The following is a 13,050-nucleotide window of genomic DNA, read 5'->3' as shown; positions in this document are numbered from 1 at the left end:
CGCCGCACTGTTTCCCAAAGGTGACCTGGCCCAGACACTGCCGATACCTAAGGCCAGAAACCGACCGCTCCACAGCGCGTAATAACCCTCTGACCTGCGCAGACAACTACGCGGAAAATCTGTCGAAAATTTTCGGAAAAAGTGTGCGACTGCACCCGGCCCATCGCTCCTACCTGTGAAAGCAGCCACCACGGCAACTTCAAACCAAGGAGAGATCATGAACGCCAACGCCACCACCAACTACATCCGCTACTCCGAGCCGACCGTGCGCTCGAGCTCATCGCAGGCCTACTCGCAGTGCTTGCCTGAGCCCGACTACGGCTACTCGCCGCAGCCCAACTACGGCTACGGGTCGTACTACGGCGAGCAGGCACCGCTGCCGCAGCAGCCGATGCCGGTGCAGGTGCCGGTCTCGCAATCGTCGTCGTCATCGAGCAAGGGCCTGCTGTTGGTCGCCGGCCTCGCCGTCGTGGGCGCTGCCGCGTTCGGTGGCATCTACCTGATGAACTCGACCAGCTCCGAGCCGACCGCCTCCACAAGTGCCGCTCCGGCCGCTGTCGCCCCGGCGCCCGTCGTCAATCTGCCTTCGGCGGTTGAGGTTCCGGCTTTGGCACCGGCGCAGAACGCACCGGCGCCGATCATCGTCAACAACCCGGCGCCGATCCGCGTCAGCGGTCCGGCGTCCGCACCGCGGTCCGTCGCCACCCAGAAGCCGATCACCTCGTCGAAGCCGGTCACCGCGCCAGCGCCGGCGGCTGCTCCGGCGCCCGCGCCCGCCGCTCCGGCGCCCGCGCCGAAGGGTCCCGGCGTCGCGGTCAAGACGCCTTTCGTCGAGGTTGGCGTCCCCGGTCAGAACGGCGGCGACGTCGTGGTCGCGGTCCCGGGTCCCCAAACCGGCGGCACCACCACCCCCTCCACCGGCGGCACCACCACCCCGTCCACCCCCTCCACCGGCGGCATGACCCCGTCCACCGGCGGCGGCAACACCACCCCCTCCACCGGCGGCACGACCCCGTCCACCGGCGGCGCAGGCAGCAAGCCCCCAGGCGGCGCAGGCACCACCGCTGAGGGCCCAACGCAGGCCGAGAACGCGGCGGCCGAGGCGGCCGCGAACGAAGCGCTCAACAAGCAGGTTCAAGACCAGCTCAAGCAGGCCGAGGATGCCTTCGACAACCTGCCGTTCGGGTGAACCACACACAACACCGCTCAGCCCAGGTCACCCGGCCTGGGCTGAGCACTATTCATCGTCCGAATATCTCGCCCAGGCGGGGCCCAGCAATTACGCTGACAGCTACCGCCGCCCGATCGATCTGGAGTCTCGACCATGACCGCCGCACTATCGAACTGGAGTGGCATAGGCCCAGGCAGCAGCGACGCGGAGATCGCAGTCGCAGCGGCTGCCGGCGACCGCAACGCTTTTGCTCAGATCTACGACCGCTACGCCGACCGGCTGCACGACTTCTGCATCGGAATGCTCCGCGACCGCGACTCGGCCGCGGACTGCGTCCAGGACGCGTTCTGCATCGTGTCCACTAGCCTCGGCGGGCTCCGCGAGCCCGAGAAGTTGCGGCCGTGGCTCTATTCCGTCGTCCGCAACGAAGCCCATAAACGTCTCCGCGAACTGAAGCGCGAACGGCTGTCCGACGAGATGCCCGACGTCATGTCGCACGACGCAGGCCCGGACACAATGGCTCAGCGACTGGAGTTGGCGAACCTCATCTCCGAGGCGGCAGGCGGACTGTCGGACCGCGACCAGGCCGTGCTGGAGTTGGCCTATCGCCAAGGGCTGGACGGTCCCGAACTCGCGATGGCTCTCGGGGTCACGCAGACCAACGCCAACACGATGGTCGGCCGTCTGCGCGAAACCATCGAGCGCTCGCTCGGCGCCCTGCTCGTGGCACGCCGCATCCAGTCCAATCCGGCCAGCTGCCCGGAGTTGGCGTCGGTTCTGCATGGCTGGGACGGCAAATTCAACATCCTGATGCGCAAACGCATTGCGCGCCATATCGAGTCGTGCAACGCGTGCGAAGACCTGCGTCGCCGGTCGGTGAGTCCGGCCGCTCTGCTTGGCGCGCCGGTGTTCATCCCAGCGCCCGCCTGGCTGAAGAACAGCGTCACCAGGGACTTCGAGCTGACGTCGGCGTCGCGCAACATGAACAAGTCGAATGCCGCCGCGACGCAGATGCGGCCGCAGGCCGACTCGGGTTTCCACGCCGCTGCCACGGCAGCCAGACCCGCGATCGCACCGGCGCCCTTCCAGCCACCGGTTGAGCCTCCGCGTCGTGACGAACCCGCGGCGTTCGTCGGCGGTCCGACGGGCGACGAGCCGAAGCGTCGCGTGGTGCCGTTGATGGCGTTGTTGATCGGTGTCCCGATCCTCGTCCTCGGCGGGACGCTCGCGTGGCTATATCTTCCGAGCGTCGGTTTGTCCCCGAGCGGCGTGGTGCAACCCGCGCCCCAGCCGACGCCAACCGCATCCGTTCCCGCGCCGACCCCCGTCGCGGTTCTCCCGACACCGCAGGCGCCACGGGCCACCCCCGTGCCGCGGCAGGTGCAGTCACCTCGCCCCGCCGCGCCGCCGCCCACGCCGGGGGCGAAATTGCCCACCCCGCAACCGGCTCAACCCCCTGCGGCCGTGCCTCCCGCTCAGGCACCCGCACCCGCACCGCCTCCCGTACAGGCCCCCGCTCCGGCACCGATTCCGCAGCCGCCGCTCGGCCAGCTTCCGTTCCAGCTGCCGCAACTGCCGCTGCCGCAGAACCCTGCGCGGCCACCGGCCCAGTTCCCTGCCCAGGCACCCGCGCAACCGCCCGCGCAGAAACAGGCTCCGGCTCCGCAAGCGCCGCCGGCTCAACCACCGGCGCAGGAGGTTCCTCCCGCCGAGCCGCCGGCACAGCAGGTGCCGCCGGCCCAGCCGCCCGCGCAACAGGTGCCTGACCCGGTCGGACCCGCGCCCAAGCAGGTGGACCCGCCCGCGGCGACGCCGTGCGACCCCACCACGGACATCTGCGTCAGGTAGTCGGCCCGTACGCCTTCGCGATGTCAGGCGAGTCCAACCACCTCGAGTAGGTAGGTGACTGCGGCCAGCCCTCCGGCGAGTCCTGCCACTCCTCCTGCCGCCCGAACGGCAGCAGGTCGATGAGGGCGAACGAGTGGCTGAGCTGTTCCGTGCCGCGGCCGTTGGTGTGCCAGGTGCGGTAGACCTTGTCACCGTCGCGCAGAAACACGTTGACGCCGAAGCCGGCTCCCGGTGGTGCGTCGACGTCGGCGCCGAACGAACTCTCCGCCGACGAGTACCACTCCATCTTGTTGCCGACCTTGTCGCGGTAGGCCAGCGCCTCCTCGATGGGTCCGTTGGTGACGATCACGAACCGTGCGTCATAAGAGTCGAGAAACTCCAGCCGGGTGAACTGCGACGTGAACCCGGTGCAGCCGCCGCACTGCCATTGCGCGCCGTCCTCCCACATGTGGTTGTAGACGATGAGTTGCGAGCGCCCTTTGAAGACGTCCGCGAGCCGGACGGGCCCGTCCTCTCCGATCAGCGTGTAGTCGTCCATCTCGACCATCGGCAGCCTGCGGCGCTGCGCGGCGATGGTGTCGAGTTCACGCGTCGCGGCCTTCTCGCGTCGTCTTAGCTCATCGAGCTCCTTGCGCCAGGTCTCCTGATCGACAACCGGGGGTTTCACCATTTCGGCCATGCGGACTCTCCTCTCGACGCTTCTTCTCCATAGAGACCACGGCGGCACGCGAAAGTCATCGCTTCGGGCAGTATCTGACGTGTGACCGGGCAACTCGAAAACAAGGTCGTCATCCTCGCGGGACTCGGCGGCGTCGGCAACGGCCTCGCCAGGCGCTATGCCGACGAGGGCGCGCGACTGGTGGTCGGCGATCTCGACGCTGAGCTGACGGCACGGATCGCCGACGAACTCGATCCGTCAGGTCAGCGCGTGCGCGGCGTACCGCTGGACGGCGCCGACGAGGAATCGGTGATCGGCATCGTCGGCCTCGCCGTCGACACGTTCGGCCGGCTCGACGGCATGCACCTGAACTTCACCAACGCCGCGGACGCGTACCTACCTGGCGGCGTCGTCGATCTGCCGCTGGACGCGTTCGACGAGGTGATGCGCGTCAACACCCGCGGCTTCGTCATCTGCGCCAAGCACGCCATCCCGCCGATGATCGAGGGCGGTGGCGGGTCGCTGGTGTTCACGGCATCGATCGACGCCTACAACGGCGCGAGCACCCGGGTGTCCTACCAGATGAGCAAGGCGGCCGAGCTGGCGTTGATGCGCCACATCGCACGCAAGTACGGCCCGAAGGGCATCCGGTGCAATGCCATTGCGCCGGGGCTGATTTGGCATTACAAGTTCGACCAGAACCCGATGCCCGAGGGCATCGTCGACCAGACCAGGGCGAGGCAGATGATCAAGTCACGCTTCGGCACGCCCGACGACGTCGCCGCGCTCGGCGCGCTGCTGCTCTCCGATGACGGCAGCTTCATCACGGCGCAGACGATCAGCGTCGACGGCGGAGTGACGTTCCGGCCATGACGTCGCCCGAGTACCGGCAGTATCGTCCGATCGTGCCGACTGCGCCGACGCCTTTGACCGTCATGTTCTGCGTGGCAGGGTCAGCGGATGTAGACCTCGTCGCCGGTGGGGTATCCGCCACCGCGTGTCGTGATGTGGACGTGGTCGTAGTGGCCATAGCCGCCGGCCTTCGCGCCACCGGGCGTGTAGTACATGCCGCGCCAGATGCAGTCCTGCAGACCGAACCGATCCGCATTCTCGAGTGCGTACTGGACGATCCGGTTCCCCAGCGCGATGCCCGCCGCCGATGTCGGGTTCGGAATCATCACGTCGAGCGCCAAGCCGTTGGGGTGCCACTGAAGCGCATCCGGCCGGACTCCACCGATCTGCTGGATCTCGGGGAACAACGCGCTGATGCTTCGCGCGACAAGAATGGTCTTGACCTGAAGACCCTTCTCCGGCGCTATTCCGACGGGCAGTACTCGCTCCGCCTCGCGGTTGTAGACCCGGTACCTCGACGCCGCCGCGAACTGGATCTGCTCGACTCCGGCCGCCGGCTCGACGCTGGCGGGCGCGGGCGCGGTCGTCGTCGCCAACAAGGTGTCCGGTGCCGAGGCGACGACCTCCGCGGGGCGCAAGTCCTCAACGACCTGATCGCTCGTGTCGGCCTCGTGCACAGGCGCGGGAACCGACACATCGCCACCAGCGGCAAGGAGGAGAGCGTAGGGCGCGATCACTGCCGCCGCGGGGACGACCGACGGCGTTATCCGTCGGCGCCGAGCGACACTGTGCCTCCCCATCACGTAGCACCATACGAGCAAAGAATGAAATGTTCATCTTCCCTCAAAGAACCCTTAGAAAGCGCTGTCAGTCCGCCGACCAGCAATGATCACGAAAAGGTAACGTTTTCCCAGCTCAGCGGGGCGGCGGCGCGTTGCCGGCGAGATCAGCCGCGTAGCGTACGTCACAGCGTCGAATCGGCCGGGTGCCTTACCGAGCCGGCAGTTTCTCACTCGGCCGGTTCGATGTCGTCCCTCGATCGCTGCTGTCGGTCAGACTGTCTCACGTGGCTCGAGATGCCATCACCATCGGCGGCGTCGACCTCGCCGATCCGGACACCTACCTATCCGGCATGCCCCTCGACGCCTTCAGCGAGCTTCGGCGTTGCGCGCCGGTCGCGTGGCACCCGTACAAAGACGGACCCGGCTTCCTTGCCCTGACGGGCTACGACGAGATCCTGGCCGTCTCGAGAGACAGCGCAACGTGGTCGTCGCAGACCGCGGGCGTCTTCTTCGACCTGCTCGGCGAGCATGAGGAGTTCCAGCTCTCGCTGATGCTGCTGACGATGGACCCGCCTCGTCACACCCAGCTCCGCGCGCTTGTCAGCAAGGGCTTCACCCCGCGACGGGTCGCACGCCTCAACGATCACGTCGCGGACATGGCCCGCCAGATCGTCGACAACGTCGCCGAGCGCGGCGAGTGCGATTTCGTCAACGACGTCGCAGGCGCACTGCCCTCCTACGTGATCGCCGAACTTCTCGGCATACCGCTGGAGGACGGCCGACGGCTCTACGAGCTGACCGAGATCATGAACTCGGGTGCCGTCGGCGACGCCGTGCAGACGCAGGTGATCGAAGCGCAGCTGCAGATGTTTCAGTACGGCACCGAGCTCGCGGAGCGAAAGCGGGCGAATCCCGGCGACGACATCGCCACTGCCTTGTTGAACGCAGAGGTCGACGGCGAGCGCCTCAGCGATCTCGAGTTCAACATGTTCTTCCTCCTCCTTATCAACGCCGGCGGAGACACGACGCGCAACCTCGTCGCGTCGGGCATCCTCGCGCTGATGGAGCACCCCGCCGAACGGGCGCGCCTTGTCGCCGACCCCTCGCTGCTGCCGACCGCCATCGAGGAGATGCTGCGCTTCACCACCCCGGTCACGGCGTTTGTCCGCACGGCGACGAGAGACAGCGAGTTGGGTGGGATCCCGGTGAAGGCAGGCGATCGGGCGGCGATGTTCTATCCGTCCGCCAACCGCGACGAGAACCACTTCGACGATCCCGACCGCTTCGACATCGGCCGCGCTCCGAATCCTCACCTCGCGTTCGGCGGCGGCGGAACTCATTTCTGCCTCGGCGCCAACCTGGCGCGCGTCGAGGCGAGCGCGATCATTCCCGAGGTGCTGGCCCGCTTGACGGACCTCGAACTCGCCGGTCCCGTCGAGCGGGTGCGGTCGAACCTGATGAACGGAATCCACTCGATGCCCGTCACGTTCACCGCCGCCTAGCCGCTCACGCAGCAGGACCAATGACCCAGCGAAAGCTGTTGACGTACTTGCCCATATCGAGGGCGAGAGCGAGGTTGGCCCCCGACGGGTGACCGGTCCCGAAATCCGGCGTGAATTCGTGGTACGGACCGACCGCCAGCGCCACCAGCGCATAGTCGTTCTGGATCGCGCTGAGCGCGACCAACCGGAGACGGGTGAACGTGCCGCTGGAATCCTGCGGGTACTGGTCGAATACGCCGCCGTATCCCAGCTCGTAACCGACCATCGCATTGGGGATCTCGTAGTGAAGCGTGGCGTCCGGGTAGTACTCGGCGATCATCTGGTCGATGACCTGCTTGGCCGTGCGCTTTTCGGCAGGCTCGCCCCACAGATCGAGGGTTCCGGTGTCGCCCCCGGCATACTCCAACGCGACCCAGTCCGGGTACAGCGTGGCCTTGTACAGCGACCCCGGGCCCGGGTACTGCACTGAAAACTCACCGCCATCGGCGACGAACCGCGGGTTCGCGTCGATCGGCGCTCCGATCGGCGGACGCCCGCAATCGGGCGGGCAGGTGTACCGCGGACGCAGTGGTGTCGCCAGAACCGACGCGGTCACACCGGCCGCAACCGCAACCACGAGGCCCGCAGCCAAGGCCGTGAAGAGCCGACCGGTATCGGCCTGGCGCACCGGTGCATCGCCCCAACGCGTGCTTCGCGCCGCATCCCGTCCCTCATTGAGTAGGCAGTACTGCAATCCGATTCGCAGCGCGAGCACGGCGAGAACGGTGATCATCAGGTGGGCACCGAGATGGAGCCCCTCCAATGCCGGGGCGACTTCCGTGACGCCGAGCACGGCGTAGAGCGCCAGGGTCACCAGCACGCTCGACGCCACGAGACTCCGACCGCCGAAACACAGTGCCGCTCCGACCAGTCCGCCCAGCGCCGCCGCGGTTACCGGCGCGGCGACACCTTGGACGCCGGCCTGAATCAGCAGCACGCTGGCAGGGCGGTCACGTGCGACCAGTCCTGTCGCGAACTGCGGCGCGAGCCGGACCAGCGTCGCGGCGGCGGTGAAGCAGATTGCGCCAAGCGATCCGATGACGAAGCCGTGCAACGAGTCTCGCGTGGGACGGGCGAACCGCATCACCAGCACTGGCACGAGCATCAGGATCGCTCCACCGACCGGAACCCCGATGCCGGCGAGCACCGCCAGCCTCCTGGATTCCCTGTCTGCCGGGGAAACGTCGTAGAAGGCGGACACCAGCGAGCCGGTCGCCGACGCCCAGCAGACACCGAGCCCGATGCCAAGCAGTGCAGTCGGTACCAGCACACGAAACATCGAAACGTGGTGCCTGTCCGTCTCATACAGGTAGAGCAGGAATATCAAAGGCAGGGCAAGGGCACTGATCGCGATCATCGGCGCCTGCCACCGCAGCAGCCCGAGAATGACCAACAGCAAGAAGATGACGGCCAGGCCGGCCCGGAAAGCCGCGCGAGAGCGTTGCGAAAGAAGTGGGAACAGGGAGCTCGCCACGGACAGCCGCACCACCGGCTCGTCCGGCGCAGGCACATACGCCTCCACCCGCAGGCGGGCCAACGGCCCTTCTGTCATCCGGGCGCTGCCTGCAGTTGAATCTTCAGAATGTTCTGAGCGAGGTTGTAGGTGTTGGGACTGCCAAGCCCTGTGACGAGGTCGTAGCCGGGCCCGGCGAGATGAACTGCGTTGCCGCCCAATCCGACATCGCGGAATCCAGGCAGATCCGCACCTGCTGCGACCCGATACAGGAGCGGGTTCGCGTTACCCAGCTGTCGTCCACCGTTGGCTTTGAGGTACTGGTTCATCAGCACCGCCAGCGCGGCCCAGATCGGCGCCGCCTGGGATGTGCCTGCTCCGACGTACTCGTTCTGCCCGAAGATGAAGCGCACGCCCGTGAACGGATCTCCGACTGCGGAGACGTCAGGAGATAGCCTGCGCTGCTCCGTATCTCGTCCCGCCGCCAGCTGATCCTGCCATTTCGGTCGCGCGTACAGCGTCGAAACGCCGCCGCTGGTTCCTTGGGACAACGGTGCGTCGAACCACGCGTATTCCGCCAGCCACTGGCCACGAGGTCCGGTCGACAACGTCGTCGCACCGACTGCGGTCATCGTCGGCAACGACGAAACCGCGTCCAACCCGACGTCGTCAGGCCCAGGAGGTGAGGACCACTCGTCGGCGCCCTTGCATTCGAGACCGGCGTTGTCACCGGTCGCGTCGAACGCCGTCGTGCCGTTTCTCTGCGCCTTGATCAGTGCGGCTTCGGCGGGGGCGAGATCGGCGGCGTTGACGAACTTGTCACACGCCCAGCCGATCGACAGGCTCCACACCGCTCCGGGGAATCGCCGGTCGGCGTCGGAGAACATTCGACCGATCTTCTCGTAGCCGCCGTCGCCTTCCAGCGTTGGCCTGGCGTTGACGTAGACCAGGTGCGCATCGGGGGCAATAGCATGCGCGACTTGCAGATCCATCGCCGTCTCACCGTAGGATTTCTCCGCGACGCCACCGATCACTTCGGGCGTGAACCGCGGCAACCCCGATGTGTCGGAGAATTCGTCGAGGTCCTTCTGGTCGAAGCCGTCGAACTCGAAGAAGACGATGGTCTCGCCCTTACCGGAGTGCCCCTCCTTCACCAGCGGATCGGCGTTGTACGCATCCAGCAAGCCCGGCGGGGTCAACCCACCCTTCTGGACATCGCGCGCAAGAACGTCCGGTTTCTTCGTTCGATGCGGCATGTAGCTCATGATCCGGCCGAGCGCGGTAACACCCTGCTCGAGTCCGGTCGGCACCGCCGGCTGCTCGGGCGAGGCGTAGAACTCCTGACCCTTCGGCCCTCGGTAGTCGTGCACCGGCACATCGAAGGCCTCGGCCACATCGCCCGCGTCACCCTCAACGACAGCCCACTGGTCGCCTGCCCGCCAGCGCACCCGAAGATCTCGGGCGATCGCCCAGTCCATCAAGCCGTCCGGGCGAGCGGAACCGGGCAGGGTGACGGTCAACTGCGCACCGACCGCGCGCGACGGGCCGAGGTCGGTCGAGTCGGCGAGCAACGCCGCGAACGGGCCGCCGATGACCGCCGAACCGGTCGGCGCGCAACCCGCAGCCAACCCGGACGCGACGACCAGTGACGACGCGGCAACGAGCGCCGGAAAACGACGCCGCATTGTGTGTATGGCTTTAGGAGCCGTTGGTCACGTGGCGCCCGTGTTCGCCGGGCTGAACCTGTGAGGGCGGCGGCGCCTTGACGGGCGGTGTGAAAAGGTTCGGCGCCTGAGGATCGATGCGCGGCGCCTTCTGGGTCTCCGTTGGCGCAGCGGCGGGCGATGTCGTGGTCGACGTGGTGGTCGTCGTCGAGGTCTCCGGGGCCTTCTCCTCTTCCTTCGCGCAACCGGCGGTGATCATGCCCATGGCCGCGAGAGCTCCCAAACCGGCAACCATAGCGAATCGGCGAGGCAAACGGCTCTGTGTCCGCATTTTGTGTCCTTACCTGTATACCTGCACCGATGAACGGCAGGAATTATCGACCATCGTGGCATAGACAGCGAAGGGGCACCAGTCTTCTAGCAAAATTGTCGCGGTGGCAGAACGGTCAGATACCGGTGCATAGCGCGACGAACGGGATGGGCGCGCAGATCCCCACCGAAAAGTACGGTGTGATGTCCCCGTTCCATGCCGGTGGGGGCGGGGGTGGTGGCGGTGGCGCGGGTGCGCCGACACAGGTGTTGGACGGCGGGTCGAACACGGTGCCGTATCCGCACTCGATCGCATTGCCGATCCCCGGAGTCAGCACCGTGACCCATGCGAGTGGCGCGAGCCCTACAGTGACGACAGTCCCGAGGCGGCGGAGATTACTTTTCATCGAAGGCCTCCTTTGAAGCGAACTTGACCTTCTGATGTCGAATTTACTCGCGGCCGTCCGATCACAAGCATTAAGTGACGTTTGTGAAAATCGAGAAATTCGGTGGCTGGAGTGACACACTTCATGCAGGTCTGGGGATTCATCAATAATTTAGGGTTGACGATGAGTGCATCTGACCATATTGGGCGTGTCGGCGCGTTAGCTGTCGCTCTCGGCATCGGCGCGGCCGTCGCCACGGGCCAGGGAGTGGCCTCGGCGAGTCCGACGGAATCCGATACGACGACCAATGAGCCGACGCCGTCCGCCGAAACCGACGGCAACAACAACGATTCGGCCTCGACGCCGGAATCACCCGTCGCGAACACGACGACGGTGTCCACCACGCCCGAGAAGACCAAGGCGAACCAGATCCCGTCGCTGACGGCGCTGACCTCGCGAGCAAATGAAGTGTTGTCCTCGCTGACGCGTGCTGCGGAACGGGGAGTCGCCGTATCGACCGGTGGAGCGCTCACCAGTGGGAAAGCCACCGGCCAGACCGATCCCGTGCCCGAACCGGTAGAACCCGACGAGACCGAACAGCCGGAAGCCGAGCCCATCGTGCCCGCGGAAGCCAAGAGTGCCGCGAAGAGGTCGTCCGCGCTCGCGAACAACCCCGTTGAGCGGTTCGTCCGCCACCTCCCGGCGGTGTCCAATCGTCTCGAGGCGCCTGCCACGGGGCGCACCGCGGTCGCAAAGTTCGTCGAAGCCGCGCAACCCGTAGCCGTTGCACAGAACGCCGCGGTGGCCCTGAGCCAGAACGCATTTCAAACCTTGTCCGCCGGTACAATTGACCAAGCCTCCATTCCCGTCATGACCGCAGCGGCCGAGGCGCCCGTCGAACTTCAGGCGATACCAAGGCTTTTGACCAACCTGATATCGGTCTTCGGGCTCGGCGCGTTGGCATCCAACATTCCCGGTGCACCGATCGGGTCACCGATCGTCATGGCGCTCCTCGCCTTGGGAGCACGCCGTGAGGCGGAGTCGGTGACAACGCTGACGAAGACTGCGGCCGTCGGCAACTCGCCTGTCGCGGCGCTCGCCCTTACGGATATGTCGACGGCCGCACTGGCCGCGCCGTCGGATCCGTCGACGTCCTACGTGGTCACCCCGACCGCCGTCAGCGGCAACACCTGGATCATCACCCAGGTCACGGGTCCTGGCGGCCTCAACGACACGCAACGCCGCTTCGGCGTCGGAGGCACCGACCTCGGAATCATGTGGGACAACGGCATATCGGAGAACACCGCTACCGCCGTGAACGAACATCAGGTGTTGATGCTGTTCGGAGACACATTCTCCAACAGCACCCCCGTCCGCACGGGAGTGTGGCGTAACAACTTCCTGTTCCGCAGCTCCGACAACATGCTGTCCAACGGCATGTACATCCAGAACGGCAGTGTTCCGATCGCGGGCACCACCGCCGATGACTTCTCCGGCGCCCCACTGGTGTACAACTCAGAATTGAACCAGAACATCTTCAAGCAGGTCATCGCCAACGAACGCTACGCGGTAGGCCCGGATGTGACGATCATCCCGACCTCTGCCATCTCGGTTCCGTACGCCAACGATTACGGCTCCCGGCAGTACGCCACGTTCATGGACGTCAGGTCGTGGGATACGGCCGGCCGGTGGACGACCAATTACTCGGGTGTCGCGTTCTCCGACGACAACGGTGTGACATGGCATGTCGCACGGGAGAGCATTCGCGCCTCCGCGCCGGGTTACTCGACCGTGCCGTACGTGTCGGGTAACCAGAACTTCCAGCAGTTCGCCCTGGTCAAACCGCCAGCCGGCTCGGTCGAAGCCCAACAGGGCTGGGTCTACGCCTACGGCACCCCGTCGGGACGAGCCGGAACGGTCTACCTCTCGCGGGTGCACGAGACCCAGATCCTCGACGCGACCAAGTATCAGTACTGGAACGGGTCGTCGTGGGTCACCAACAACCCTGCTGCGGCCAAACCCATTCTGCCGGCAACAACGAGCGGCGGGTTCTTCGGCTTCTTCAGGACCACGACATACCCCAAGGTGGGCGAAATGTCGGTGCAGTACAACGAATACGAGAAGCAGTACATCATGCTCACCACCGACTCGGCGGGCAACGTGGTGATGCGCAAGGCGAGTCAGCCACAGGGACCGTGGTCCGCACCGATCACGTTGGTGTCGGGCACCCGGATGCCCGGCGCGTACGCGCCGATGATTCACCCGTGGTCCTCGACGCAGAACGTTCCCGAAGCCGACAGGCAGTATCTCTACTGGAACCTGTCGACCTGGGACAACTATCAGGTGACGACCATGCGTACCGACCTGAGCAAGGTGTGACGCGGGC

At 66.1% G+C, this 13,050-nt stretch carries 11 protein-coding genes; 5 read left to right on the top strand and 6 right to left on the bottom strand.

Going from position 1 to position 13,050, the window contains the following annotated elements:
- Positions 1–217: 217 nt before the first annotated feature.
- Positions 218–1,189: a hypothetical protein gene (locus tag C6A82_RS01695; protein ID WP_311101616.1), complete on the top strand. Its 972-nt coding sequence runs from the start codon at positions 218–220 to the stop codon at positions 1,187–1,189.
- Positions 1,190–1,324: 135 nt separating this feature from the next.
- Entirely contained in the window at positions 1,325–3,019 is a 1,695-nt protein-coding gene (locus C6A82_RS01690) for an RNA polymerase sigma factor (protein WP_304597969.1), read from the top strand.
- On the opposite strand, the gene C6A82_RS01685 is transcribed toward C6A82_RS01690, so the two are convergent.
- Positions 3,012–3,698: a DUF899 family protein gene (locus C6A82_RS01685; protein WP_199193599.1), complete on the bottom strand. Its 687-nt coding sequence runs from the start codon at positions 3,696–3,698 to the stop codon at positions 3,012–3,014. The genes C6A82_RS01690 and C6A82_RS01685 overlap by 8 nt on opposite strands.
- Positions 3,699–3,779: 81 nt before the next feature.
- Here C6A82_RS01685 and C6A82_RS01680 point away from each other — a divergent pair, with 81 nt between their 5' ends.
- Complete coding sequence (locus C6A82_RS01680; RefSeq protein ID WP_233216738.1) at positions 3,780–4,550, top strand: SDR family NAD(P)-dependent oxidoreductase; 771 nt, start codon at positions 3,780–3,782, stop codon at positions 4,548–4,550.
- A gap of 80 nt (positions 4,551–4,630) precedes the next feature.
- On the opposite strand, the gene C6A82_RS01675 is transcribed toward C6A82_RS01680, so the two are convergent.
- A complete protein-coding gene (locus tag C6A82_RS01675) occupies positions 4,631–5,329 on the bottom strand; it encodes a hypothetical protein (RefSeq protein WP_105342066.1) in 699 nt (232 codons plus the stop codon).
- A gap of 332 nt (positions 5,330–5,661) precedes the next feature.
- Here C6A82_RS01675 and C6A82_RS01670 point away from each other — a divergent pair, with 332 nt between their 5' ends.
- Entirely contained in the window at positions 5,662–6,813 is a 1,152-nt protein-coding gene (locus tag C6A82_RS01670) for a cytochrome P450 (protein WP_199193600.1), read from the top strand.
- Between the two features lie 4 nt (positions 6,814–6,817).
- On the opposite strand, the gene C6A82_RS01665 is transcribed toward C6A82_RS01670, so the two are convergent.
- The 4 genes from C6A82_RS01665 to C6A82_RS01650 form a co-directional block, all read right to left on the bottom strand.
- Positions 6,818–8,404, bottom strand: a complete 1,587-nt coding sequence (locus C6A82_RS01665) for a zinc ribbon domain-containing protein (protein ID WP_311101615.1) — start codon at positions 8,402–8,404, stop codon at positions 6,818–6,820.
- Positions 8,401–9,990 (bottom strand): S8 family serine peptidase, encoded by a 1,590-nt coding sequence (locus C6A82_RS01660; RefSeq protein WP_105346895.1) that lies wholly within the window; start codon positions 9,988–9,990, stop codon positions 8,401–8,403. Before C6A82_RS01660 ends, C6A82_RS01665 begins: the two co-directional genes overlap by 4 nt.
- Positions 9,991–10,003: 13 nt before the next feature.
- Positions 10,004–10,252, bottom strand: coding sequence for a hypothetical protein (locus tag C6A82_RS01655; protein WP_396836767.1), 249 nt, complete (start codon positions 10,250–10,252; stop codon positions 10,004–10,006).
- Between the two features lie 163 nt (positions 10,253–10,415).
- Entirely contained in the window at positions 10,416–10,685 is a 270-nt protein-coding gene (locus tag C6A82_RS01650; protein WP_105346893.1) for a hypothetical protein, read from the bottom strand.
- Positions 10,686–10,847: 162 nt separating this feature from the next.
- Between C6A82_RS01650 and C6A82_RS01645 the strand changes: the two genes are divergently transcribed.
- A complete protein-coding gene (locus C6A82_RS01645; protein WP_105346892.1) occupies positions 10,848–13,043 on the top strand; it encodes a DUF4185 domain-containing protein in 2,196 nt (731 codons plus the stop codon).
- Positions 13,044–13,050 lie beyond the last annotated feature (7 nt).

Origin of the sequence: Mycobacterium sp. ITM-2016-00318, from assembly GCF_002968285.2 — a bacterium.
Taxonomy (GTDB): Bacteria; Actinomycetota; Actinomycetes; order Mycobacteriales; family Mycobacteriaceae; genus Mycobacterium.
Note: the sequence above shows the minus strand (reverse complement) of the source record. Positions and strands in the feature narration are given on the sequence as shown.

Coding starts and splice junctions, on each gene's coding strand:
- C6A82_RS01660 (WP_105346895.1), bottom strand. CDS start 9,990: ATGCGGCGTCGTTTTCCGGCGCTCGTTGCCGCGTCGTCACTGGTCGTC.
- C6A82_RS01685 (WP_199193599.1), bottom strand. CDS start 3,698: ATGGCCGAAATGGTGAAACCCCCGGTTGTCGATCAGGAGACCTGGCGC.
- C6A82_RS01645 (WP_105346892.1), top strand. CDS start 10,848: ATGAGTGCATCTGACCATATTGGGCGTGTCGGCGCGTTAGCTGTCGCT.
- C6A82_RS01690 (WP_304597969.1), top strand. CDS start 1,325: ATGACCGCCGCACTATCGAACTGGAGTGGCATAGGCCCAGGCAGCAGC.
- C6A82_RS01650 (WP_105346893.1), bottom strand. CDS start 10,685: ATGAAAAGTAATCTCCGCCGCCTCGGGACTGTCGTCACTGTAGGGCTC.
- C6A82_RS01695 (WP_311101616.1), top strand. CDS start 218: ATGAACGCCAACGCCACCACCAACTACATCCGCTACTCCGAGCCGACC.
- C6A82_RS01670 (WP_199193600.1), top strand. CDS start 5,662: ATGCCCCTCGACGCCTTCAGCGAGCTTCGGCGTTGCGCGCCGGTCGCG.
- C6A82_RS01665 (WP_311101615.1), bottom strand. CDS start 8,404: ATGACAGAAGGGCCGTTGGCCCGCCTGCGGGTGGAGGCGTATGTGCCT.
- C6A82_RS01675 (WP_105342066.1), bottom strand. CDS start 5,329: ATGGGGAGGCACAGTGTCGCTCGGCGCCGACGGATAACGCCGTCGGTC.